This is a genomic window from Streptomyces sp. Q2 (assembly GCF_056820935.1).
Map to the genome: position 1 here is coordinate 70703 of NZ_JBXEJE010000040.1, position 25809 is coordinate 96511.

Below are 25809 nucleotides of genomic sequence, written 5' to 3' on the forward strand. Positions count from 1 at the left end.
GAGGCACCGCTTCCGCGATCTGGTGTCGGACCTGAACGGCCTCACACGCCTGGGGATCCCCGCTCTGCGAGACGGCGCTCCACGGCTGCGCGCAGGCCGTCCATCCGCCCCTGCAACCGGGTCACCGGCATCCGCTCCAGCCGGTACTCCGTGAGGGGACGCTCCGCGGCACCGAAGCGGGCCTTGGACGCCGCCAGTGAAGCAACTCCTCCCGACTCTCCCATCTCGAAGTAGCGGCAACCCGCGTCGCAGGCCTGCTCGATGGAGCGGAGCAGAAGAAGCTGGTTCGCCCTCAGCGGGCCGCTTGTCTCCTTGTCGCTGCAGCCGCGCCAGTGGACGCAGACCTCACCGTGCACCAGGGCGATCAGCGCGGCCACCGGTCGCCCCTCAAGGGTGGCGATCAGGATGCGGCAGGTGCCCGGAAGAGCGGCGGCGATCGCGTGGAACTTGGCGAGTGGCTCGGCCCGCATTCCCCGCCTTCGTGCCACGGCCGCGGGCAGGTGCCGTTCCCGCGCCCGCCGGTCGAGCCACCGCAGGTAGACGTCGTAATAGGCCTCGACCAGCTCGGGCGAGTTCCCGCTCACGACGAGCAGGCCGACCTGCTCGGCCGTGCGTTGCGCTCTCCGCATGGTGCTTCGCGCGTTCTTGGACCACCGCTGGGACCATATGACGTCCATTCCGCCGGCGAGGTCGAGAACGTGCACGGTGCGCGGCACCGAGACGAACTCCGGCGCCGGGCCCGGCCACGCGGGTGCTGTGAGGAAGGGCGGACGGATGCTGGTGCGCAGTGCCCGGTCGGCCTCGAGGTCGGCGAGCACCAGGTCGACCTCGTGGGGCCGCACTCCTCCGGATGCCAGCACGCCTCCTGTGCCCCAGCCGGGAGGGAACGATGCCCGCACGGCGAGCGGGTGCGGCCGCGCCGGCCGACACACCATGGGCAGGACCAGTTCCCGGCCTTCTCCGGTCCGGTAGAGCCGGCCGGCGTCCTGCCAGCCGCCGACCGCGCAGACGCAGTCCACCCATGCGGGCAGGTGGAACGCCATGGCTCCGGGATCGGCGGCGAGCACCCGCGCCCAGGTCTCACGCGGAACCGGGCTCATGGCCCGGACCGGCCCATCCTCGCTGCGGACGTCCCATTCCCGGGGCTCGTGCTGCCGTGCCTGGCGGTGACTCACGTCGGCCTCCTCGCGTTGAACAGGACGGGACCGGGCCTGGTGTCCGGCCCCCGCTTCACCAGTCGGCCGACCGCGGTTCTCATCGCCGCCGACTCTCCCCGCCCTGCCTCGCCGTCCACGGAGCGGAAGCGGCGAAAGACGGCCCTGCCGATCCCGCGAATCCGGACCGGCCCAGGGCCGCCCGGGCCCTCGCGAGCCGGGCCAGCCGGGTCGGCATTCCCGCCCGGCCCGCCTCGGGCAGCGCCAGCACAGCCGTCAGGGCCGCGTCGGCGGGTGACAGCGCGGGCGGACGGCACAGGGGGCAACGGCCTGGGGGGTGCCCCAGCAGCCGCCCCACCGCGTCGGCCAGTCCGGCCTGGTAGGGCCGCCGAAAGACGGTGCATCCCGCCTGACGCACTTCGGCGGCGGCGTTGCCCGGCACACAGCCGTGCCGGGCCCACCGCAGCAGCGGGATGTCTGTCGCGCTGTCGCCGACGGCCAGCACCGGGCGGGTGCCCTGCGGGGCGTCGAGCAGTTCCAGCAGCGCCGCGAGGCCCGTCGCCTTGTCGACGCCCACGGGGACGAAGTCCGTCTGCGTCTCGCCCTGTACGACGACGAAACCGGCGGCTTCCGGACGGCCGGAGCACTCGCGCGCGGTCTCGTCGTCAAGGCCTGTGCGATCACTGCCCGACCCCCGATGCGCCCGCACGCACCACCGGTACTGCGGATCCAGTGTCACGGACGGCAGCCCGGACAGGACAGCGGCCAACGCCCTGCGGTCGGGGCCGGTCACGAGCGGCGTCGAACGATCGCGCACGGCGTCGTACACCACGGCGCCGTACTCGGCCACGCCGCCGAGCAGGCCGTACGCCCGGCAGCGGTCGCGCACCTCCGGCACCGAACGGCCGGTGGCCAGCAACACCTGGTAGCCGTGGGCGCGCAGGCCCCGCAGCGCCATCATCCCGACGGGCGCGGGCGCCGGGGCGCCGGACAGGTCCGTCTCCAGAACGCCGTCCACGTCCAGCGCGCACCACTGCCCCGAGGACCACGCGCCGGTGTCCATGTCAGCGGCGCCCTTGAGGTCGAGGTCCCCGAGATAGAGACCGCCGAGATACTCCTGTACGGCCCTGGACCGCGCACGCCGCGCCTCCGCCTCGTGCATGCCGATGCCGACGCCCGGGCGGGCGAGGCGCTCGGCGTTCCAGCCGTGCACGACCCCGTACACACACCACCGGGCCGCCGGGATGCGGCTGCCGGTGAGCCTCTCGTAATCGGCCACCAACCGGCCCTCGTCCTCGGGCAGTGCCTGCGCCGCGCCCGCCAGGTCGTAGGCCGCGTCGTAGTCGGCCAGGTCCAGATGGCTGAAGAACCCTTCGTCGAAGTCGGTCTTGACCCATCCCTCGGGGGCGGGCCACCAGCGTCCGAACGCCGTCTGCCCGTCCACCAGTGAGGCCGTCGGAGTGCGCAGCAGCTCCCTCAGCAGCGGGTCGATCAGCAGTGGACGCAGAGGGTCCGCCAGTCGGCCGCAGCTACCGGCGAACACGCGCGCGCCGACCTCCCACACCGGCTGGCGGCCCGTCAGCAGTGGCGCGCGGTCGGTCGACAGCGGCAGCCGCTCGCGGCGGCGGGCGACATAGCGGACGACGTCCGTCGCACGGACCTGTCGCGTGCGGGCCAGGTCACCCGACCGGTCGGGTTCTTTGGGCAGCCGTTCCCGCAGGAGCACTCCGTCGTGAAATCCGTGGACCCGGGGCACCAGAGTGCCGAGCGCGTCGGCGACCGTGAGCGCGTGTCGGCCGAGGTAGCCGATCCCCGCTCCCTGCGCGACCAGGTGAAGCTCCCTGTCCCCGGATTCGGTGTGCACGAAGGCGGTGAGCGGTACCTCGAGGTGGGACCAGCGGGACGGCAGCCCCGGCTCGCCCGCCGACAGCGCGAGCACCTCCTGATCCGGCAGCAGCTCCGCCAGAGTGCTGCGCAGGCCCTTCTCCCGCAACCGGTCCCGGATGTGCCAGTCGGCCGGCGGCAGGACGACGCTCGGGTACCCGGCGATGGACGCGGGAGCCGGCAGGTCGTCAAAGGCGGCAAAGAGCATGACGACCCGCTCGGCGGTGAAGCCGAGCCGCTGCAGCCCCCGTGCCGTCGTGGCCAGCGTCATGCCGGTGGACGGCGGATCGTCCATGAGCAGCGCCAGCGCGCCGTCCCGCCCGGCGGAACGCAGCGCCGCGGTGTCCGCACGTGAGGACGCGGCGGCGGGTCTGGCCGAGCGGACGTCCACGTGGGCGTAGCCCTCGGCGCGGAGGGCGGCCGCGGCGAGCGGGGCGAGATAGCCACCCGAGGTGAGCAGACCGACGACAAGAAGCCGACGGCTGCGGTCGGGATACCGATGGGCGAAGCGTGCGACGAGTTCGACGACATCGCGGGGGTGCTGGTCGAAGCTGCGGAACGAGGACGGGGGCCGCAGCACACTGCCCGCGAGCAGGGCGACGACCGGCGCGGGCACCTCGGCGCCGAGGCGGTCCAGCAGGTCGGACACCCGCCCGGTGACCGCGCTCCGGCCGGCGGCGCCGGCGTCGGGCGGACCGGCGGTCACGGCGTCGGCCAGCGCGTCGGTCAGTCGCTGTGCCGCCGAGCACCAGGCCCTGAGGCGACCGATGGCGGGGGACAGTCCGGCAATGGTCACGGCGCCGTTCAGAGCGAGACCCAGTGCCTTGCCGGGGCCGGTGCCATGGAGCGTGCGCACGGCTCGGCTGATCAGCCAGGGCGTGCCGTTCAGCCGGTCCTGGCAGAGCTGGACCGTGCCGACGGCGAAGAGGTAGGCGTCGAGCAGGTCGCCCCGGCCCACCGCGTCGAGCAGCCCGCGGTGCAACTCGGTCACGTCGGCGTGCAGGTCGGGAACCGCTGGCCGGTGGGTACGGATCTCGGTATCGGGAATCGGGATCACTCCTCAGGGGCTCGGGCCGGGGCGTCGGGAGGCACCCCGTCGGCGCCCCGGCGGGGGCCTGTTCTCGGGCCGGCGCCCCGTCCGGCACCCGGCGGGAGCGGTTGTCAGGCATCCCGGAAGCGGATCACGTGTTTGACGGCCGTCCGCAGCCTGCGCTCGGCCGCGGACACGGGAAGCCGCTCACGGAAGTACCGGGGGGACGAGAAGCTGTCCGCGCCGAAGCTCTCCTTGAACGCGGCGAGGGAGGACCCCGGGCTGGACTCCCCCATGTCGTACTGCAGGCAGCCCTCGGCGCAGGCGTCCTCGATCGCCAGCCGGTGCAACAGGTGGTTGGCCCGGACGGGATGGGCCAGTTCTCGGTTCATGGCGCCGCGCCACAGCTTGGCGTGAGTGCCGTGACGCAGCACGACGATCGCCGCCGCGGGCTCCCCGGCGCGCCAGGCCATCCAGATCGAGCAGGACTCGCCGAGCCGGGCGGCCACGGCTTCCAGCTGTCGCAGGGGGAAGGCTCTCGTCCTGCGCCACCGGGCCAGCGCCAGCGGTTCGTGCTGCTGCGCGGCCCAGCGCACGATCGACTGCTCGTACAACGCGTAGAAGGCGGGGACGAGCCGGCCGGTGCGGTCCACCTCCACCTCGACTTCCGCGCCTTCGGCCCGGCGGACCGCGCGGCGCGCGCGCTGGTGGAAGCGGCGCTCCCAGACGGCCGTGAACCCGCCGTCGAGGTTCAGCGCCTGTGTCATGTGGGGCTCTCGCCGGAAGTCCGCGGGCGCGGCGCTCGCCCACATGTCCTCGTCCCCCGGCCGGAACCGCACACCGACCTGGAAGGCCGGTCGCCGCGCGAGATCGTCGAAGACCGCCCGTGCCTCCGCGGGACCGATGCCCCCTGATAACACGGGCCCTCCGATGCCCCAGTCGGTGGGCCAGGACTCCTCCGCGTCCAGCCGCCTCGGGCAGCGCCTCCTGCCGGACAGAGGTAGCACCAGGCGGCTGCCGCCGTCGAACTCGTAGAGGCGGCTGGCGTCCCGGTACGGGCCTGAGGCGCAGAGGCAGTCGAGCCATGCCGGGGTCTGGCTGACGTAGGTGTTCGCGTCTTGGCCGGCCAGCTCCCACCAGGTCTCACGGGGCGCGGGCGTGGTGATGTGTGCAGGACCCGCCGGAGTGTTGGTCAGCAGCACAGAGGGTGCGTTCACGGCCTTCTCCTGCCGGGCGTGTGGGTCCCCCAAGGGCGACGCTCGCGGAGCGAAGACCCACGTGCGTACACATATCGATCCTAGGTGGGGCACACAGGGCGGGCATCTCGGGCGAACCCGGGACAGCGGGAAGGGCTCCGCCGGTCAGCGGGTCTCGTGTGCGGCCACCTCGCCGAGCACGGTCACGACGTTGTCGGCGACCCATCGGTGGCTGCGCCCGTACCGGGCCGATTTCGTCACGTTGCCTGCCGCATGCCACAGCCAGGTCAACAGCGTGAGAGCGACCTCTCCTCGGTCGTCCTCCGCCGAACCCCCCGCGTCGGCAAGCAGCCGCCGGTCTTCGGGCGGCAGGGACCCGCGTCGCACCACATCGGCGACGACCCGTCCGAATTGCCGCCCTCCCCGCTGATGCCGCATGGTCAGGACGAAGGTGAGGCAGTCGAGCAGGGACGGGCCTTCGGGGACGGCGCCCGCCCAGTCGATCACCCCGCACAGCGCGCCCCGCTCCTCCTCCAGCAGCACGTTTCCGGGGTGGAAGTCGCCGTGAGTCCACGCCACCCACAGGCGGCGGCCGGTCAGTTCGCGCACCAGGCGTTCGCCCAGTATCGCCAGGGCTTCCGCGCCCTCGCCCCGGCGGCACCAGCGGACCTCCTCGGTGAGGACGGCCAGCCGGGGGCCGACCCAGTCGGCCACCAACGCCGTCACGTCCTGCGTTCGTCCGGTGGCCCGGTGCAGTTCACGGATCGCTTCGAGAGCGGACACCGTGACCCGGTGGGCCAGCTGCGGCGAACGCTGCAGCAGCGCATCGGCACCGATGCCGGGCAGACAGCTTTCCACCACCAGCGGCAGCGGCCCTTCCAGCCGACGCTCCTCCACCACGGGCAGCAGTCGGCGCCACACGCCGAGGCGGCCGTCACGAGCCAGCCTGTCCACCGCCTCACATTCGTGCGCCAGCGAAGCGGTCGCGCGTGGGCTTCGGGGGTGCTTGACCACCACCGGCTGTGCGCCGCCGGCCCCGAGACGGAAAACCAGCAGATCGGAGAAGGTCCGCTGCATTCCCCGGGGGCTGCCGTGGGGAACACCGTCAGCTCCGAGTGAGGCGGCCAGTCGCCGCGCGATCAGAACATCGGCGGGACGGGTCAGAAGGCCGGCGGGGCGCAGAGGCAGGAGGCCCCGCAGCTCCTGTGTGAACGTCATCCGCGCCTCTTCCCGCCAGATGGCAGCGCACCCTCCTTCTCATCATCAGTGCTGTGCGGCTCGACGTGCGACTTGGCAACCCGCGCCCCGGTCGCGTCCATCCGAGGTGTGACGCCCGCACGGCCGTCGCCTTCCAGGCGTGTCGGCGACCTCGACCCGAACGTGCGGGGCCCGTGCGCTGCGCCGCCTGTCCGGCAGGTCTTGACTCCCCGGAGCAAGGGGAGGACAGTCGTACGTATACGTCGTAAACGTACGCCGCCGCCCGTGCCGGGGCACATCCCGACCGCAGCCCGGCACAGACGGGAGCGGGCCATGAACGCACCGTCGACCATCCTCGTCACCGGTGGGGCCGGTTTCATCGGAAGTCACGCCTGCGTCGAACTACTGGACCACGGCTACGAGTTGATCGTCGTCGACAACTACTCCAACAGTTCACCTCGAGCCTTCACCCGTGTGGAGCGGCTCGCCGGCCGCTTCGTCGGGGCCCTCTACGAGCTGGACATCCGTGACCGGCCCGCCCTGGCGGCGGTCTTCGACCGGCACTCGGTGGACGCCGTCATACACTTCGCAGGGGACAAGTCCATCAGCAGGTCGATGCGCAGCCCCGAGGAGTACTACGACAACAACGTCGGCGGCACGACCTCCCTCCTGCGGGCGATGCACGACCACGGAGTGCACCAGTTGGTGTACTCGTCGTCCTGCGCGGTCTACGGCGAGAGCGGACCGCTCCCGGTCGGCGAGTCCACCCCCGCGCGGCCCACCAACCCCTACGCGGCCTCGAAGTGGATCTGCGAGCAACTCCTCTCCGACGTATGCCGCCGCCGCCCCGAGTACACCGTGCTGTGCCTGCGGTACTCCAATCCGGCCGGCGCCCACCCCAGCGGACTGCTCGGCGAGGACGTGCGCGACGTCCCGGACAACCTCATGCCGTACGTGGCGCAGGTCGCCATCGGCCGACGGGACCGGCTGCGTGTCTTCGGCGCCGACTACCCCACGCATGACGGCACCGCGGTCCGCGACTACGTCCACGTCATGGACACCGTCGAGGCACACCGCCTCGCGCTCGACCATCTCGCCGACGCCCCGGGCATGCACGTGTACAACCTCGGCCTCGGTGAGGGCCGTTCGGTGCTCGAGGTCGTCGCCGCGTTCTCCACGGCGAGTGGCAAGCACATCCCCTACGAGGTCGCGCCGCGCCGCCCCGGCGACGTGGCCGAAGTCGTCGCCGACGCGAGCGCCATGGCCCGCGCCTGGAGCTGGCGCCCCACCCGGAACCTCGACGACATGTGCCGGAACGCCTGGGAGTTCCAGCGGCTCAACCCACACGGCTACGCCCGGACCGCTCGGCGGACGAAGGGATAGGGGTGGGGACAGACCCGCGCGGACTGCGCCACCTATGGCCGGCATGCCCGGTCTGCACGTGATCGCCGAGGGCATCGAGGTATGGCACGGCAAGGCGCGCCGACCACCATCGGCTGCGGCTTCGAACAGGGGGCAGGCACTCGGTACAGGGGGCAGGCACTCGGTGGCGGCGCTTACGGGGAACATGCCCCTACCCCATCGACGTCACCGCTCGCCGGGCCGGCCGGCGTCGTGGACTGGATGTCGCGTGTGGATGCGGGGAACTCGGGAACGGCGCCGGTGACAGGGCGAACGCCGTCTCCACCAGGGCGATGTGACTGAACGCCTTGGGTGTGTTGCCCAGTTGTCGCCCGGCGGCGGGATCCCACTGCTCCGACAGCATCCCGACGTCGTTGCGAACGGCCAGGACCCGTTCGAAGGCATCCCGGCCCTGTTCCACGTGGCCGACCGCCGCGAGGGCGTGCGCGTACCACAGGGAACACGAGACGAACGCGCCCTCCCGGCCGGGCATGCCGTCCACGTCGTGCACCCCGCGGGGACTCTGCTCGTACCGCCGCACGAAGCCGCCGTCGTCCAGCGCGCGCATCGCCCGGACGGTGCCGCGCACCCTCGGGTCCCGGGCGGGCAGGAAGCCGAGTCTGGACATCAGCAGAGCCGAGGCGTCCAGCTCCGACGAGCCGTAGGACTGCACGAAGGCCCCCTGCTTCGCGTCCCATCCCTCCCGGCAGATCTCCCGGTGCACCTCGTCCCGCATGGCCCCCCATTCGGCCGAAGCTCCGTTGCGGCCGAGCATTCTGCCCATGCGCACGGCGCGGTCGGCTGCCACCCATGCCATGACCTTGGAGTGCACGAACTGGCGACGTGGCCCGCGCATCTGCCACAGTCCCTGGTCCGGCTCGCGCCAGTGCCGCTGCAGGAAGCCCATCAGCTCCCCGACCAGATTCCACACGTGGGCCGGCAGGGGGATGCCCGCCTGCAGCGACAGGCAGAGCGTGTCCATGACCTCGCCGTACGCGTCCAGCTGGAACTGACCGACCGCGGAGTTCCCGAACCGAACCGGCCGGGATCCCTCGTAACCGGGCAGCCAGGACGCCTCCGTCTCGGGAAGCAGCCGCTGCCCGCCGACGCCGTACACGGTCTGCAGATCCGCGGGATCGCCGGCGATGGCCCGCACCAGCCAGTCCAGCCATGCCGTCGCCTCCTCCCGGTAGCCGCTGCGCAGCAGGCAGGACAGGGTCAGCGTGGAGTCCCGCAGCCAGCAGTACCGGTAGTCCCAGTTGCGTTCGCCTCCGATGCACCCCGGCAGCGAAGTGGTCGGCGCGGAGACGACACCGCCCGTGGGAGCGTAGGTGAGCGCCTTGAGCGTGATCAGAGAACGCACCACCGCGTCCCGCCACGGCCCCTCGAAGCGGCACTGGGCGGTCCAGCGCCGCCAGAAGTCGCCGGTCTGCTTCAGCGCCGTCTCCGCCGGGACGGACAGCGGTGCGGGCGGAGCGGGCCGGTGCGAGGGCGCCCACACGAGCGTCAGAGCCAGCCGTTGGCCGGCCTGGACCGTGAACTCGAGAACCGTGGAACCCTCGCTGCCGAGCGCCCGCACCTGGCCGTCGGCGCTCAGCCACACGGAGTCCGGGCCGGCGACCGCGACGCTGCACTCGTCTGCGATCCGGATCCACGGCACGACTCGCCCCTGATGGAAGCGCAGGCGCAGTTCGCTGCGCACCGGCACGGCACCCGACAGCCCTTCGATGACACGGACGAGACAGGGCAGCTCGGACCGCGGTGGCATGAAGTCCGTGACCCGTACCGCCCCGTCCTCGGTCTCCCAGACGGAGTCCAGGACCAGCGTGTCCCGGCGGTACGCCCGGCGCGTGCAGGGGCCGGAGGCTGTCGGAGCCACCCGCCAGAACCCGTTCTCCCGCGTGCCGACCAGAGCGGCCAGACAGGCCGGAGAGTCGAAGCGGGGCAGACACAGCCAGTCGACAGACCCGTTCCTGCCGACCATGGCGGCGGTTTCCAGGTCGCTGAGGAGGGCGTAGTCCTCGATGGGTGTGTTCATGACCGATGCCTCTGTTCCCAGACATCTCGACCAGATGCCGTATATTTACAACGTATACATACACATTCCCCCCGCAGGTGCATAGAGTCAATACGAGCAGGACACGGGTCGATCACCGGAGGCAAGGCATGGCCGAGGAGCAGGCCGGGGCACTGGGCGACAACGACGCGGCCGGAGCAGGTCCGGCGCGCCGCGCCGCCGATCGCGGCCGTTACGGACGGCTGAGCCGGGAGCGTGTGCTGGCCAGCGCCCTGGAGCTGGTGGACCGGGAGGGACTGTCGGCCCTGAGCATGCGCCGGCTGGGGGCCGAGCTCGGTGTGGAGGCAATGGCGCTCTACCGGTACGCGGCGAGCAAGGACGCCCTCTTGGACGGCCTGGTCGAGGCCCTCTACCTCGAACTGGAGGAACGCCTGGTCGGCGACGACGCCGGGGCACCCGATTGGCGCACCGGACTCCACCGCATCGCCCGGGCCACCTACGACACCTGCCTCGACCACCCGCGGGCGGTCCCGCTGCTGACCTCGCGCATGCTGGCGGTCCCGCTGGCCCGTCGGCCGCTCGCCGTGCTCAGGGACCACGAGCGGGTGCTCGTGCTGCTGCGGGAGGCCGGGCTCGACAACGACCGCGCGGCCGCCGCCTTCCGGGCCCTCACCGCCTGGCTCCTCGGGTATGTGTCCGTGGAGCTGCGGGCGATGGTGGACAACCCCGACGAGCCGGACCCGTCGTTCCGCCTGGGTCTGCACCGCATGCCGTCGCAGGAACTGCCCGTACTCCGGGACGTCGCCCCCGCGCTCGCCGAGCGCGGGGGGCCGGAGGGACTGACGGCAGGGCTGGACGCGTTGCTCGACCGTTTCGTCGACGTGGGGTGAGGCGTGGAGAGAGGAGCGGGCGGCCGTCGCAGGCGTACGACGGTTGCCGTCAGTGGACCTCGTCCAGCCGCTTCCGCTGCTCCCCCGTCAGCTCCAGCTCCACCGCCGCCAGGTTCTCCTCCAGTTGTGCCACCGACGACACCCCGACCAGGGGGATGACCGGCAGTTCGCCGCCCATCTGCCAGGCCAGGACCACCTGGTTGACGGTCGCGCCGGTCTCCCCGGCCACCTCGCGCAGGGCCGCGAGGCGGGCCGTGGTGCCCGGGTGGTCGTATCCCGGCAGAAGCGGTCGCTCGGGGTGCGCGTACGTGCCCTTCAGGAGGGGTGAGTAGGCGACCAGGGTCAGGGCGGGCTCGGCCCTCAGGTAGCTGAGCAGGTCCGGTCCCGCCGCGCCCAGCGTGCCGTCGGGGAAGAGGTCGCCGGGGATGTCGGTGCGGGGCCGCAGGTGGCTGTGCTCGTACTGGAGCACCTCGTAGCCGGGCAGTCCGGCGGCGGCCGCCAGGGCGCGGGCCCGTTCCACCCGCCAGATGGCGTGGTTGCTGACGCCGAGCAGGCCGACCGTGCCCTCCGCGACCAGGGACGCAAAGCCTTCGACCGTCTCCTCCAGCGGGACGGTGTGGTCCTCGATGTGGGCGTAGAGCAGGTCCAGCTTCGCCACGCCGAGGCGCTCGCGGCTGCGCTCCGCCGACTCGCGGATCACCTTCGCCGACAAGCCCTCCGCGTTGTCCACGTAGCTCGTGCCGGGGGCGAGAGGGCGGGCGCCGAGCTTGGTGGCGATGAAGACCTCGTCGCCGATGCCGCGGCTGCGCCGCCAGCGGCCGAGCAGTTCCTCGCTCTGTCCGCCCTGGCCGCCGTCGATCCAGAAGGCGTAGTTGTCGGACGTGTCGATGAAGTTCCCGCCGGCCTCGACGTAGCGGTCGAGTACGGCGAAGGCGGTCTCCTCGTCGGTCCGGGAGCCGAACAGCATCGCGCCGAGGGCGAGCACGCTCACCTCGCGGCGGTTGTCCGGGTCGCTGCCGATGGTGCGGTACTTCATGTTGGTCCTCCCGTTGCGCGCCCTCATTCGGGGCGCGAACGGGAGTCTTCATCTTCGAGTGCTCTTCAAGTCAAGGGCGTACGCCGGGGATTGGAGTCCCAAGGCGGCTTCCGCCCTCCGTCTCGCTCAGCGGGCGAACGGGCCCTCCAGCGCCGCCCACTGGAGCAGCATGATCGTCTTGGCGTCGGCGATCTCCCCGGTGCGGATCATCTCCAGGGCCCTGCGGAAGGGCAGTTCGAGGATCTCGATGTCCTCGCCCTCGTCGTCCAGGCCGCCCCCTTCGTGGGTGCGGGTCGAGGGGCCGTAGGCGGCGGCGTAGAAGCTGACGCGTTCGGTGACCGAGCCGGGGCTCATGTAGACGTCGAAGACGTGCTGGACCTCGCCGATGGTGTGGCCGGTCTCCTCGACGACCTCGCGGCGGACGGCGATCTCCGGGTGCTCGTCCTCGTCGTCGAGCAGGCCGCCCGGGGTCTCGACGAGCAGGCCGTCGGGGTGGCCGTTGACGTACACCGGGAAGCGGAACTGGCGGGTGAGCAGCACGGTTTCGCGTTCGGCGTCGTACAGCAGCATGGTGGCCCCGTTGCCGCGGTCGTGCGTCTCGCGCTCCTGGGTGCTCCAGGTGCCGTCGGCGTGCTGGAAGTCGAAGACGGTGGTGCGCTCGACGTACCAGTGGCTGGACAGGAGCGTCACGTCCCGCACCTTGACCCGTGGGTTTCCGGTGAGGTCCCGGCCGGTGCGGTCGAGTCCGGTGCGGCCCCGGCGGTCGGGGGTGTCGATGCCGGCGGTCATCGGATACCCGCCGCGGACGAGGGAGAGTGCGTGTTGGTCATGCTCGCTTCTACCATCCGGCGGCGCCGGGACGTTCCGCAACGCCGGTCGCCGAAACACGTGATCACCGCACCGGTCGGACCGTAGGCTCAACGGCGTTGATACGCAGGGAGTTTGATGTCGGCCGTGCCGTGACACGTGCCGGAGGGGCGGGTACATGACGCGCGACGGGCTGATCCGGCCGCTGCCGGAGTTACTGAGGGCGCACGCCGGGAAGTGGCCGTCACGGGTGGCGTACGCGGACGACGTGCGGGGCGTCACCTACGCCGAGTTGGAGCGGCGCACCGGCCGGCTGGCCGGGTATCTCGCCCGGGCGGGTGTGCGGCGTGGGGACCGGGTCGCGATCTGTCTGGGCAACTGCGTGGAGATGGTCGAGAGCGTGCTCGCCACCGTGCGGGCGGGGGCCGTGGGCGTGCCCCTCAACCCGCGGGCCTCCGACGCCGAACTCGCCCATTTCCTTGCGGACAGCGGGGCTTCGGTCGTCGTCACCGACTCGGCGCACCTGGCCCGGCTGCACCGCGCGGGTCCCGGGCACGGCCGTACGCGCGTCCTGCTCACCGGCGCGGGGCCGGTCCCGGCGGACGCCCCCGACGGCACGGTCCTCTTCGAGGACGCGGCCGAGACCGACGACTGGGAACCGCCCCGGGACGACCTCGGGCTCGACGAGCCGGCCTGGATGCTCTACACCTCCGGCACCACCCATCGCCCCAAGGGCGTGCTGTCCACGCAGCGCGCCGCCCTGTGGTCGGTGGCGGCCTGTTACGCCCCGATCTTCGGGCTCTCGTCCGAGGACCGGCTGCTCTGGCCGCTCCCGCTGTTCCACAGCTTCGGCCACTCGCTGGCGGTCCTGGGGGTCACCGCCGTCGGCGCGAGTGCCCGGATCACCGGTGAACTCCTGCCCCCCGGCGGCCTGTTGCGGGAGCTGCGCACACCTCACGAAGCCCTCGGCGGCCCCTACACCGTCCTGGCCGGTGTGCCCGCCGTCTACCACCGGCTGGTGGCGTCGGCGGCCGAGGACGCGACGCCCGTGCCGGGTCTGCGGACGTGTGTCGTGGCGGGCGCCCCGAGCGCGCCCGCCCTGCGCCGGGCGGTGGAGGACCTCGTCGGGGCGCCGCTGCTCGACGCGTACGGCAGCACCGAGACCTGCGGCATGATCGCGGTGAACCGGCCGGACGGGCCGCGCGTCGAGGGGTCCTGCGGGCAGCCGGTCCCGGGAATGGACGTACGGCTCGTCGATCCGGGCTCCGGCAACGATGTCGCGGACGGCGACGAGGGCGAGATCTGGGTGCGCGGGCCCAGTCTCATGACCGGGTACCACCACCAGGCCGAGGCGACAAAGGCCGCGCTGCGGGACGGCTGGTACCGCACCGGTGACCTCGGCCGGCGCGTCGAGTACGGCCATCTCACCCTGACCGGCCGGGTCAGCGAGCTGATCATCCGCGGCGGCGAGAACATCCACCCCACGGAGATCGAGCAGGCCCTGCTGCACTGTCCCGGCGTGCGGGACGCGGTGGTGGTGGGCCGGGAGCACGACGTGCTCGGCGAGGTCCCGGTGGCCTACGTCGTCCCGGGCCCGGAGGGGTTCGACCCCCGGCAGGTGCTGGCCGCGTGCCGCGCCCGGCTGGCCGACTACAAGCTGCCCGTCGAGATCCGTGAGATCGCGGCCGTCCCGCGTACGGCGTCCGGCAAGATCGCCCGCCACGCCCTGCTCCCGGACCTGTCCCGGCCGGTGTCCGACGTCCGCCCGGCCCTCCCCGCCCCGACGGCGGCCGACCAAGCCCTGCGCCGACGGCTGCTGACGCTGGCCCCGGAGGGGCGGGAACGCGCCCTGCGCGAGGCGGTGCTCGCGGAGACGGCGGCGCTCTGCGGCGGCGAATCGTACGAACAGCTCGACGGGCGCAGCCCCTCCCCCGATCTGGACGCCGACAGCCCCTTCACCGACCTCGGACTGACCTCCGCGGGCGCCGTCACCCTGATCGAACGGCTCGGCGAGGCGACCGGACTGCGGCTCCCCTCGACGCTCGTCTTCGACCACCCCACCCCCATCGCCCTGGCCCGCCACGTGCACGGCACCCTCTTCCCGCCGGTGTCCGCCGTTCCGGCCCCCTCCTCCGCGGAGGCGAGCCCGGACGATCCGGTGGTGATCGTCGCCATGGGCTGCCGTTACCCCGGCGACGTCCACTCCCCCGAGGACCTGTGGCGGCTGGTGTCGGAGGGCGGGGACGCCATCTCCCGCTTCCCCACCGACCGGGGCTGGGACCTGGCCGCCCTGTACGACCCCGATCCGGACCGGGTCGGCACCTCGTACGCCCGCAGCGGCGGATTCCTGCACCGGGCCGCGGAGTTCGACGCGGACCTGTTCGGGATCTCGCCACGCGAGGCGCTGTCGATGGACCCGCAGCAGCGACTGCTCCTGGAGACCTCGTGGGAGGTCTGGGAGCGCGCGGGCATCGACCCGGCCGCGGTGCGCGAGAGCGACACCGGCGTCTTCGTCGGCGTGATGCACGGCGACTACTCCGCCCGCTTCGACCGGCACGAACTGGAGGCCCATCTGGGCCTGGGTTCGGCCGGCAGCGTGGCCTCCGGCCGGATCTCCTACGTGTACGGCCTGCACGGTCCCTCGGTCACGGTCGACACCGCGTGTTCCTCCTCGCTGGTGGCGCTGCACTGGGCGGCGCAGGCGCTGCGCTCGGGCGAGTGTTCCCTGGCCCTGGCCGGCGGGGTGACGGTGATGGCGACCCCGAAGCCGTTCACCGCGTTCAGCCGCCAGCGCGGCCTGTCGCCCGACGGCCGCTGCAAGTCGTTCTCGGCCTCGGCGGACGGCACCGCGTGGGGCGAGGGCGCGGGGCTGGTCCTGCTGGAGCGGCTGTCCGACGCCCGGCGCAACGGTCACCCGGTACTGGCCGTGCTGCGCGGCTCCGCCGTCAACTCGGACGGCGCGTCCAACGGTCTCACGGCCCCCAGCGGCCAGGCCCAACAGCGACTGATCACACAGGCGTTGTCCGACGCCGGGCTCCGCGCGGACGAGGTGGACGCGGTGGAGGCGCACGGTACGGGCACCACGCTCGGCGACCCCCTGGAGGCGCGGGCCCTGCTGGCCACCTACGGCCAGGGACGCGCCGAGGACCGGCCGCCGCTGTGGCTGGGCTCGGTGAANGTGGAGGCGCACGGTACGGGCACCACGCTCGGCGACCCCCTGGAGGCGCGGGCCCTGCTGGCCACCTACGGCCAGGGACGCGCCGAGGACCGGCCGCCGCTGTGGCTGGGCTCGGTGAAGTCCAACCTCGGGCACACCCAGGCGGCCGCCGGGGTCGCCGGGGTCATCAAGATGGTGCAGGCCATGCGGCACGAGGAACTCCCGCGCACGCTGCACGCGCAGACACCCACCCCGCACGTCGACTGGTCGGCGGGCCGGGTGGAACTGCTGACCGAGTCCCGCCCGTGGCCCGCCGGGGAGGCCGGGCCACGCCGGGCCGGCGTGTCGGCCTTCGGCATCGGCGGCACCAACGCGCACGTGATCCTGGAAGAGCCTCCGCAGCCGCCCGACAGGCAGCCGACCGGCACGCATCCGACCGATGTGCAACCGCCCGGCAGCGGATCCGCCATGCAGCCGACCGGCACGCAGCCCCCGGACTCGCAGCCGCCCGGCACCGGATCGGGCACGGGATCGGGATCGGGCGTCGTCGAGGTGCCGGTGCCCTGGCTGCTCTCCGGCGCCGACGAAGGCGCGTTGCGGGCCCAGGCCGGCCGCCTGGCGGCCCACTTGGCGGCCCAGCCCGCTCTGTCGTCGGCCGACGTCGGCTACTCCCTGGCCGTGTCGAGGTCGCCGCTCGCCCATCGGGCGATGGTGCCGGCCGACGACCGGGCCCGGATGCGGGCCGCGCTGAACGCGCTCGCCGACGGCACGGGCGGCGCGGAGCGAGCCGTCGCGGATCCCGGTGTCCGTACGGCCTTCCTGTTCACCGGTCAGGGAGCTCAACGCCCGCGGATGGGTGCGGAGTTGTGTGCAGCGTTCCCCGCGTTCGGCTCGGCCTTCGACGAGGTCTGCCGGGCGCTGGACGGCCGTCTCGACCGGCCGCTGGACGTGGTGCTGTCCGCCGGGCCGGGCACGCCGGAGGCCGCGCTGCTCGACCGTACGGACTTCACCCAGGCCGGTCTGTTCGCCTTCGAGGTGGCGCTGTTCCGGCTGCTGGAGTCCTGGGGTGTGCGCGCCGACTTCCTGGCCGGGCACTCCGTGGGGGAACTGGCCGCGGCCCATGTCGCCGGAGTGCTGGACCTGGCGGACGCGGCGGAACTCGTCGCCGCGCGGGGCAGGTTGATGCACGCCCTGCCCACGGGCGGTGCGATGGTGGCGCTGCACGCTTCGGAGGACGAAGTCCTCGCCACGCTCCCGGAGTTCGGCGACCAGGTGGCGATCGCCTCCGTCAACGGGCCGCGCTCCGTGGTGGTCTCGGGCGTACGGGAGGCGGTGCTGTCGCTGGCGGCCGGGTTCGAGGCGCGTGGCCGCAGGACCGTGCGCCTGCGGGTCGGCCATGCCTTCCACTCGCCGCTGGTGGAACCGATGCTCGACGAATTCCGCCGCGTCGCCGAGGGGCTGGCCTTCCGGCCGCCGCGCATCCCCGTGGTGTCGGCCGTGTCGGGCCGCCCGGCCGAGGGCGGGCAGCTGTGTTCGCCGGAGTACTGGGTACGGCACGCCCGCCTGCCGGTGCGGTTCGCCGACGCCGTGCGGTGGCTCGGGGCCAACGGGGTGTCGGCGTTCCTGGAGATCGGCCCCGGACCCGCGCTCACCGCCGCGGCCGAGGACTGCCTGACCGGTCAGGACGGTGAAGGCCACGACCCGATGTGCGCCGCCGCCACGCGTGGCGGCGAGCCCGAGCCGCGGACGCTGCTTGCCGCCGTGGGCCGCCTCCATGTGCGCGGGGCGCGCGTCGAGTGGCCCGCGGTGCTCGCGGGGAGCGGTGCGCGACGGGTGGACCTGCCGACGTACGCCTTCCAGCGCAAGCGGTACTGGCTGGACGCGCCGCGCACCCCCGGCGCCGCCGCGGACCCGCACGGCCACCCGCTGCTGGGTCCGGCGTTCGCCGTGCCGGACACCGACCGGACGGTGTTCTCCGGTTGGCTCTCCGCCACGACCCACCCCTGGCTCGCCGACCATGTGGTCGGCGGAACGGTGCTGGTCCCCGCGACGGCGTTCGTGGAGTTGGCCGTACGGGCGGGCGACGAGGCCGGCTGCGGCACGCTCGACGAACTCGTTGTCCTGGCCCCTCTGCCCCTGCCCGCGGCCACGGGCGTACGCGTCCAGGTCGTCGTGGGCGCGGCCGACGAGTCCGGCCGACGCCCGGTCGACGTCTACGCCCGGCCTGTCACGGATGGCACCGAGCCTGCCGCGGATGAAGCCGAACCGGCCTGGACCCGGCACGCCACCGGGGCGCTCAGCCGAACGCGGACCGCTCAGCCGGAGACGGAACTCGCGGTGTGGCCGCCCCAGGGCGCGACCGAGGTCGACCTCGCCGACGCGTACGGCACCCTCGCCGACGGCGGCCTCGGCTACGGCCCGGCCTTCCGGGGCGTACAGGCGCTCTGGCGGCGGAACGGCGAACTGTTCGCGGAAGTCCGCCTGCCCGAACCCGAGTCGGCGTCCGCAGGCCGGTTCGCCATCCATCCGGCGCTGCTGGACGCGGCGCTGCACGCCCCGCTGCTCGCGGGCTCCGCACCCGAGCCCGACGCGATCCGGGTGCCGTTCGCGTGGAACGGCGTACGCCTGTACACGGCGGGCGTGTCGGAGGTACGCGTACGGGTCACCCCGGGCGGCACGGACACGGTCTCGGTGACCCTCGCCGACCCGACGGGGCGCTTGGTCGCGCGGGTGGACTCCCTGGCCGTGCGGGAACTGCCGGCCGACCCGGCCGGACAGGCGGCCGAGCTGGTGCGACGTGCCCTGCTGCGCCCCGGCTGGACCACCGTCGAGCCGCCCGAGGGCGAGCGGCATCGCGTGCACACCGGACGCTGGGCGCTCGCGGGCCCGGACGAACTGGGCCTCGGCGGACTGCTTCCCGACCTCGTGGACGCCCGAGCGCCGGAACCGGACACCGTCGTGACCTCGGCGGTGTCCGGCCCGGCGACCGATGCCGGCCCGCTGCCCGCCGTCCACCTGCTGACCAGCAGGGTGCTCCGCATGCTGCAGGACTGGCAGGACGACCCACGGACGGCGGGCTCCCGCCTGGTGGTGGTGACGCGGGACGCGACCGCGCCGGAGCCGGATCTGGCCGGGGCGGCCGTGTGGGGGCTGGTGCGTGCGGCCCAGGCGGAGCTGCCCGGACGGATCGTCCTCGTCGACGTGGACGGGCGGCCGGAGTCGCTGCGACAGCTTCCCGCGGCGGTGGCCACCGGTGAGCCCCAACTCTCGCTCAGGCACGGCCGGTTGTCGGCGCCGCGACTGGTCTCTCCCAACGAACTCCCCACCCGACGCGGCGCCTTCGCCCCGGACGGCACGGTCCTGATCACCGGCGGTACCGGTGCGCTGGGTGCGGAACTCGCCCGCCACCTCGTGACCTCGTACGGCGTACGACACCTGCTGCTGACCGGGCGCCAGGGGCCCGAGGCACCGAACGCCGAGGAACTGCGTGGCGTGCTGGAGGAGTTGGGTGCCGAGGTGCGGATCGTGGCCTGTGACGTGGGCGACCGTGCCGCGCTGGCCGAGGTGGTCAAGGGCTGCGCGCCCGCGCTGACCGCCGTGGTGCATGCCGCCGGTGTGCTGGACGACGGCGTCCTCGCGGCGCTGACTCCCGAGCGGATGGCCGCGGTGCTCCGGCCGAAGGCGGACGCGGCCTGGCATCTGCACGAGCTGACCCGGGACCTGGACCTGTCGGCGTTCGTCCTGTTCTCCTCGGTGTCCGGCCTGCTCGGCCGCGCCGGTCAGGGCAACTACGCGGCGGCGAACTCGTTCCTGGACGCCCTGGCCCGACACCGCACTCAACTGGGGCTGCCCGCCGTGTCCTTGGCCTGGGGCCCCTGGGAGCACGGCGCCGGCATGGCCGGCGCGGGCACCCCGAGCGGAAGGGCCCCTGACGTACTCCGGGCGCTGTCCGTGGAGCAGGGCCTGGCCCTGTTCGACGCGGCGCTCGGCGCCGCCGAGCCCGTGCTGGCGCCCATCCTGCTGGACCGTGGCGCCCTGCGGTCCGTGCGGGGACCCCTGCCGCCGCTCCTGCACGGACTGCTGCCCCCGCGCAGGCCTGCCGCCGACACCGTGAGCGCGGACACCGGCTCCGCACCCGGTACGGAGCAGCATGCGCAGCCGGGAGCCTGGCGCACGCTGCTGGCCGAGCTGCCCGCCGCCCGACGGGAGGAGGCACTCGCGAAGCTGCTGAGCGCCGACGTGGCGGTGGTCCTCGGGTACCCGGACGCGGACGCGCTCCCGCCCGGCAGGTCCTTCGCCGAACTCGGCTTCGACTCGCTGATGGCGGTCCAGGTCCGCAACCGGCTGAGCATGGCGCTGCGGCTCAGGCTCTCCGCCGCCGTGGTGTTCGAGCACCCGACGCCCCAGGGCCTGGCCCGTCACGTACTGGGCCTGCTGGACGACCTGCCCGATACCGCGCCGGAACCGCGACGCGCACCGGCGGACGACCGGCCCGCGCAGACGCTCTCCTCGCTCTACCGGCGGGTCTGCGAGGCCGGTCAGGTGGTCGCCGCGATGCACATGCTGGTCACGGCCTCGTGGGCGGTGCCGACCTTCGGACCGGACGACAGCCGGGAGCACGCCCTGCCGCCACTGCGGCGCGCGAAGGGCCCCGAGGGCTCCGAGGGCTCCGAGGGCTCGGAAAGCTCCGGAGGCTCCGAGGGCTCCCACGGCTCCCTGGGCTCCGAGGACTCCATGGGCTCCATGGGCTCCATGGGCTCCGGCGAACGTCCGGTGCTGGTCTTCTTCACGGGGTACCAGCCGCCCTTCGCCGCCCCCGGCGGGGAGTTCGCCCGGTTCCACGCCCACTTCCAGGGCGAGCTGGACGTCCTCGAACTCCCGCACCCCGGCATCGGGGCGGGCACTGCCGTGCCGGCCGACCGGGACACGCTCGCCCTGACCCACGCGGAGACGGTGCTGCGGCACGTCGGCGACCGCCCCTTCGCCGTCGTCGGCGCGTGCACCGGAGGCGCCGTCGCCCATGCCGTGACCCGGCGGCTGGAAGCCCTGGGGCGGGCCCCCGTCGGCCAGGTCCTGCTCGACACGTACCTGATCAACAACCGCAACAGCGACAAGGACTGGCTGCTGTCCCTGCCCGCCGTGATCGCGCCGCGCCTGGGCGGGAACCAGTTCACGGGCGACGAGGACACCGGTGTGGCGGCACTGGGCGCGTACACCCGCATGTTCCTCGACTGGGATCCGGAACCGGTCGGCACTCCCACGCTGCTGGTACGGGCCACGCGGCCGACCCCCGAGATGGCGGCGGGCGCGGACCCGGACGAGTGGCGGACGTCCTGGCCGTTGCCGCACGCCCGAGTCGACGTACCCGGCGACCACTTCTCGTTCATGCAGGACCACACCCTCACCACGGCGGCGGCCGTCCGTACCTGGCTCGACTCCCTCGGCCGCACGGACGCTCCGTCGGCGCCGACCGCAGAAGGAGCACAGTGAACCCCATCGATGAGCAGACGGCGGTCGAGGAGTTCGACGTGGTCGTCGTGGGCGGCGGCCCGGCCGGGGCGACCGCCGCGTCGGCCGTCGCCCTGCGCGGCCACCGCGTCCTGCTCCTGGAGCAGGAGACGTTCCCCCGGTACCAGATCGGCGAGTCGCTGCTCCCGTCCACCGTGCACGGGGTGTGCCGCATCCTGGGCGTGGAGGAGGAGGTCGCGCGGGCGGGCTTCAAGCCGAAACGCGGCGGAACCTTCCGGTGGGGCCGGAACCCGGAGCCGTGGCAGTTCTCCTTCGCGCTGTCTCCCCGGCTGGCCGACCCGACCTCGTTCGCCTTCCAGGTCGAGCGGTCCCGGTTCGACGCGATCCTCCTGGACAACGCCCGCCGGGTCGGCGTGGACGTACGGGAAGGCTGCCGCGTCAAGGGTGTGCTCGGCGACGAGGAACGGGTCCGGGGCGTCCAGTGGACCGGCCCGTCCGGCGAGGTCCGCGAGGCCCGGGCCCGCTACGTCGTGGACGCCTCCGGCAACGGCAGCAGGATCCACGGCGAGGTCGGCGGCAGGCGGACCTACTCCGAGTTCTTCCGGAACATCGCGGTGTTCGGCTACTTCGCCGGAGGCGCGCGGCTCCCGGCGCCGAACGACGGCAACATCTTCTGCGCCGCCTTCGACGAGGGCTGGCTCTGGTACATCCCGCTCCGGGACGACCTCACGAGCGTCGGAGCGGTGGTGAGCCGGGAGAGCGCCGCCGCGATCCAGCGGGACCCGGTGACGGCCTGGCGCGGGCTGATCGACTCGTGCCCGGAGGTCCGCGACCTCCTGCACGGCGTTCCCCAGGCCACCGAGGCGCCGTACGACCGGGTGCGGGTCCGCAAGGACTGGTCGTACTGGAAGTCCCGGCTGTGGCGGCCCGGCATGGTGCTGGTCGGCGACGCGGCGTGCTTCGTCGACCCGGTCCTGTCCTCCGGAGTGCACCTCGCCACGTACGGCGCCCTGCTCGCGGCCCGCTCCATCAACGGCGGCCTCGACGGGACCCTGGAAGAGGGCCGTCTCTTCGACGAGTTCGAGGCCCGCTACCGGCACGAGTACGGCCTGTTCCACGAGTTCCTGGTCTCCTTCTACGACATGCACCAGGACGAACGGTCGTACTTCTGGAAGGCCCGCAAGGTCACCCACGTCGACACGACGGAACTCGAGGCCTTCGTGGACCTGGTGGGCGGACTGGCGTCCGGCGACGCGTCCCTCGGCCTGTCCGGGGCCTCCCCCTCACTCATGGCGGGTGCCCGGCTGACGACCGCCGCCACGGAACTCGACGAGGCCGTGGGCCGGCTCCCGGACTCCGACGGCCTGCGCAACCCGCTCTTCGAGGCCGCCACGATCCGGCAGGTGTTCCAGGAGGGCGCCGTCCTTCAGGAACGGGGCGTCTTCGGCGGCCCGTTGGAGGACGAGACCCCGCTGCGCCCGGGCGGCCTCGTGGCCTCGGACGACGGCCTCACGTGGGTCGCCGAGTGACGACCGCTGTCCCCCTGGCCCTCAGGGGCCGGCCGCGGGCGGCTGTACGCCCTCGGCCGGCCCCCGGGGCTCGGGTTCACAGCAGGTCGGCCCGGGCGGGGCTGCCTTCGTCGGCCCGTGCGGGGCTGTCTTCGAGGAAACCGCCCGACTGGTGCTGCCACAGCTTCGCGTAGGCGCCGTCCGACGCGAGCAGCTCCTGGTGCGTTCCCTGCTCGACGATCCGCCCGCGGTCGAGGACGACGAGCTGGTCCATGCCGGCGACGGTGCTCAGTCGGTGCGCCACCACGAGCGCCGTACGCCCCTCCATGAGCCGCCACAGCGCCTCCTGGACCAGCAGCTCGCTCTCGGAGTCCAGCGCGCTGGTCGCCTCGTCGAGCAGCAGGATCGGCGCGTCGCGCAGGATCGCCCTGGCGAGGGCGACCCGTTGGCGCTGTCCGCCGGACAGCTTGATGCCGCGCTCGCCCACCATGGTGTCGAAGCCGAGCGGCAGCGCGTCGGCGAACTCGGTGACGTGCGCCGCCTCGGCGGCACGGCGGATCTCGGCCTCGGTGGCGTCCGGGCGGGCGAACGCGATGTTGTCCCGCAGCGTGCGGTGGAACATCGCCGGGTCCTGCGGCACATACGCGATCAGACTGCGCAGGTCGGCCTGGCGCAGCCCGCTGATGTCCTGACCGCCGACCAGGATCCGGCCGGCGTCGATGTCCGTCATCCGCAACAGCAGCCGGGAGAGCGTGGTCTTGCCTCCGCCGGACCGGCCGACGAGACCGATCTTCGTCCCGCTGGGCACGGTCAGGTCGAGGCCGTCGAAGAGCGTCTCCGCTCCGGCGTGCGCGAACGTCACCTTGTCGAAGCGGACGTCGGCGGCCCCGGGCAGCAGCGGCTCCGGCGCGACCGGGTCGAGCACGGTCGGCGGGATCAGCAGCAGCTCGGTGAACTGCGCGGCCTCCGTCATCGCGCTCTCCAGCCGACGGTAGATCTGGTTGAACTCGAACATGATCCGGGTCGCGTTGGTGTAGTACGTGAAGGCGACCACGACCGCCTCCACGCCGTTCCCGCCCCCGCCGAGCGTGACCGCGAGCAGCAGGCCGAGCACATTGGTCAGCACGGACAAGGGCGCGACCAGCGTGTCGATGCGCAGGTTGCCGTAGTCCCACGAACGCAGCGAGAGCCGCCGTGACTCAGCGACGCGGGAGCGGTGTTCGGCGGCCTCGCGTTCCTCGGCGGCGAACGCCCGGACCGTGTCCATGTTCATCAGGCTGTCGGCGACGTGACCCGACACCCGGGCGATCGCCGCCTCGCGCTGCGCGACGAGCGCCTGGCGGCGCCGGATGAGGGGCACCACGCACAGTGCCGTGACCGCGATCATCACCAACAGCCCGACGACCAGGAGCGGTTCGTAGCGCCACAGGATTACGGCCCCGAACAGCAGCGGCACGAAGTTGCCCACCACGTTGAACGTCAGCGTGTCGACGAACTGCTCGAATCGGGAGGCGAAGCTCAGCACCCGCTTGGTCAGCGAGCCGGCGAAGTTGTCGTGGAAGAACGCGGCGTCCTTGGCGAACAGTTGGTCCATGCCGATCACGTACAGGTTTTCGATGCCGAGGGCGTCGAGCCGGTTCAGGCAGTGCAGGCCGACGCGCCACAGCGCCTCCGCCAGCAGCATGACGCCGGCGAAGCCGAGGACGTAGGGCAGCGCCGAGCCGACGGTGCTGCCGGTGTCGTCGGCGATACGGCCGACGAGCTTCGCGACGACCAGCGGCGCGATGTAGTAGAGGCCGATGTTGCCCAGCGCGGGCAGCAGTGTCCCGGGCACCGTCAGCCACCGGAGCCGGGCCAGTTCCCGTCCGTAAAAACGAAGCGCGAGGAGCACCGGGCCCTTGCCCGGCGGGGCCTCGCGCGTTGCAGGCGTCTCCATCCCCATCCCGTGTTGTCGTACGGCAGCCCGCCAGGTGTTCCGGCGCAGGTGCCGTGGTCGGTGTCCGCGCGTGACTTCGGTTCCGCGTGCGTGCCTCCGCTCGGCGTCCTCCGACAGACAGGACACGAAGAGTGGCGACTACGTCACTGTGCGAGTACGAGGGGACCGGGAACGGAGTGTCCCGCGACGGCGTACGCGGCGTCCAAGCATTTTTCCCGTTCGGCGGCAAGTGCTTCGCCCAGTCGTTTCCCGTACGCACCGCAGCACCCTCGAAGCCGGGAACGACCCACACGAAAAAGGGCCCTCACAGGCTCTCGCCTGCGAAGACCCTTCCTTCTGTCGGGACGACAGGATTTGAACCTGCGACCCCTTGACCCCCAGTCAAGTGCGCTACCAAGCTGCGCCACGTCCCGTTGCGCTTCCCGCGGTGACCCGCGTGATGGCGCGAAAGGCACTTTACCCCACGTCGGAGGCCTCGCCGAAGGCGGGCGGAGCGGGGCGGTGCGGGGTGACGGGCGGCATGTGAGGGGGGCGCGGGACAATCGGCGTATGGGCAGTACATCCTCAGGACGACAGGCCGAGGCGCGGGACCGGGACGACGAGGGGCGGGCGCGCAACGCGCGGCCCCGGGACGGGCTCGGTCGGCCGCTGCCGTACGGCGCGGACGGTGTGGAGCGGCAACCCGAGGGGGTGGTCCGCACTCCGGACGAGAGCGTCGCCGAGGCCCAGGAGCTGCTGGACGCGGGGAAGCCGTTCCATGCCCACGAGGTGTTCGAGGACGCCTGGAAGTCGGGGCCCGAGGAGGAGCGCGGCCTGTGGCGCGGGCTGGCCCAGCTCGCCGTGGGGCTCACGCATGCCGCCCGGGGCAATGTCACGGGCGGCGCCCGACTGCTGCGACGCGGGGGCGCGGCCGTGGAGGAGTGGGCGGCGGCCGCGGGGCGGGAACGGCCGTACGGGATGGACCTGTCGGGGATCGTGGGCTGGGCGCGGCAGCTGGCCGAGAAGGTGGAGAGCGACCTCGCGACCATCGACGCCGGGGCGCAGGCGCCGCGGCTGCGAGGAGGGGCGGCCCCCTGAGGGCCGGACCGGCCGGGACGCGCCCGGGTCGGCCAGGACGCGCCGGGCCG

13 protein-coding genes and 1 tRNA gene are annotated in these 25809 nt (G+C 73.0%); 5 read left to right on the plus strand and 9 right to left on the minus strand.

Going from position 1 to position 25809, the window contains the following annotated elements; translation table 11 throughout:
• Positions 1–41: 41 nt before the first annotated feature.
• The 4 genes from ACWBNA_RS36310 to ACWBNA_RS36325 form a co-directional block, all read right to left on the minus strand.
• Positions 42–1175 (minus strand): GNAT family N-acetyltransferase, encoded by a 1134-nt coding sequence (locus ACWBNA_RS36310; RefSeq protein ID WP_482708782.1) that lies wholly within the window; start codon positions 1173–1175, stop codon positions 42–44.
• Positions 1176–1254: 79 nt separating this feature from the next.
• Positions 1255–4095, minus strand: coding sequence for an HAD hydrolase family protein (locus ACWBNA_RS36315; protein WP_482708783.1), 2841 nt, complete (start codon positions 4093–4095; stop codon positions 1255–1257).
• Between the two features lie 104 nt (positions 4096–4199).
• Positions 4200–5285 (minus strand): GNAT family N-acetyltransferase, encoded by a 1086-nt coding sequence (locus tag ACWBNA_RS36320; RefSeq protein WP_482708784.1) that lies wholly within the window; start codon positions 5283–5285, stop codon positions 4200–4202.
• A 144-nt stretch (positions 5286–5429) separates the two neighbouring features.
• A complete protein-coding gene (locus ACWBNA_RS36325) occupies positions 5430–6482 on the minus strand; it encodes a phosphotransferase family protein (RefSeq protein ID WP_482708785.1) in 1053 nt (350 codons plus the stop codon).
• Positions 6483–6794: 312 nt separating this feature from the next.
• On the opposite strand from ACWBNA_RS36325, the gene galE reads away from it, so the two are divergent.
• Positions 6795–7844, plus strand: coding sequence for a UDP-glucose 4-epimerase GalE (gene galE, locus ACWBNA_RS36330; RefSeq protein WP_482708787.1), 1050 nt, complete (start codon positions 6795–6797; stop codon positions 7842–7844).
• Between the two features lie 190 nt (positions 7845–8034).
• Here the strand turns inward: galE and ACWBNA_RS36335 are convergent, their stop codons facing one another.
• Positions 8035–9900: a glycoside hydrolase family 15 protein gene (locus tag ACWBNA_RS36335; RefSeq protein ID WP_482708788.1), complete on the minus strand. Its 1866-nt coding sequence runs from the start codon at positions 9898–9900 to the stop codon at positions 8035–8037.
• 128 nt (positions 9901–10028) lie between these two features.
• Between ACWBNA_RS36335 and ACWBNA_RS36340 the strand changes: the two genes are divergently transcribed.
• Positions 10029–10769, plus strand: coding sequence for a TetR/AcrR family transcriptional regulator (locus tag ACWBNA_RS36340; protein ID WP_482708789.1), 741 nt, complete (start codon positions 10029–10031; stop codon positions 10767–10769).
• A 49-nt stretch (positions 10770–10818) separates the two neighbouring features.
• Here the strand turns inward: ACWBNA_RS36340 and ACWBNA_RS36345 are convergent, their stop codons facing one another.
• Positions 10819–11805, minus strand: coding sequence for an aldo/keto reductase (locus ACWBNA_RS36345; RefSeq protein ID WP_482708790.1), 987 nt, complete (start codon positions 11803–11805; stop codon positions 10819–10821).
• A 126-nt stretch (positions 11806–11931) separates the two neighbouring features.
• Positions 11932–12594, minus strand: coding sequence for an NUDIX domain-containing protein (locus ACWBNA_RS36350; protein WP_383868252.1), 663 nt, complete (start codon positions 12592–12594; stop codon positions 11932–11934).
• A gap of 196 nt (positions 12595–12790) precedes the next feature.
• Here ACWBNA_RS36350 and ACWBNA_RS36355 point away from each other — a divergent pair, with 196 nt between their 5' ends.
• Complete coding sequence (locus tag ACWBNA_RS36355) at positions 12791–21259, plus strand: type I polyketide synthase (protein ID WP_482708791.1); 8469 nt, start codon at positions 12791–12793, stop codon at positions 21257–21259.
• Positions 21256–22767, plus strand: coding sequence for a tryptophan 7-halogenase (locus ACWBNA_RS36360; RefSeq protein ID WP_482708792.1), 1512 nt, complete (start codon positions 21256–21258; stop codon positions 22765–22767). Before ACWBNA_RS36355 ends, ACWBNA_RS36360 begins: the two co-directional genes overlap by 4 nt.
• Positions 22768–22843: 76 nt before the next feature.
• Here ACWBNA_RS36360 and ACWBNA_RS36365 read toward each other — a convergent pair whose 3' ends face one another.
• Together ACWBNA_RS36365 and ACWBNA_RS36370 are read right to left on the minus strand one after the other, a co-directional pair.
• On the minus strand, positions 22844–24682 hold the full coding sequence (locus ACWBNA_RS36365; protein ID WP_482708793.1) for an ABC transporter ATP-binding protein: 1839 nt from the start codon (positions 24680–24682) through the stop codon (positions 22844–22846).
• Positions 24683–25021: 339 nt separating this feature from the next.
• A tRNA-Pro gene (locus ACWBNA_RS36370) sits at positions 25022–25095 on the minus strand.
• 136 nt (positions 25096–25231) lie between these two features.
• On the opposite strand from ACWBNA_RS36370, the gene ACWBNA_RS36375 reads away from it, so the two are divergent.
• Positions 25232–25759 carry a DUF309 domain-containing protein gene (locus ACWBNA_RS36375; RefSeq protein ID WP_482708794.1) on the plus strand — a complete coding sequence of 176 codons (528 nt, stop codon included), beginning with the start codon at positions 25232–25234 and terminating at the stop codon, positions 25757–25759.
• Positions 25760–25809: the final 50 nt, after the last annotated feature.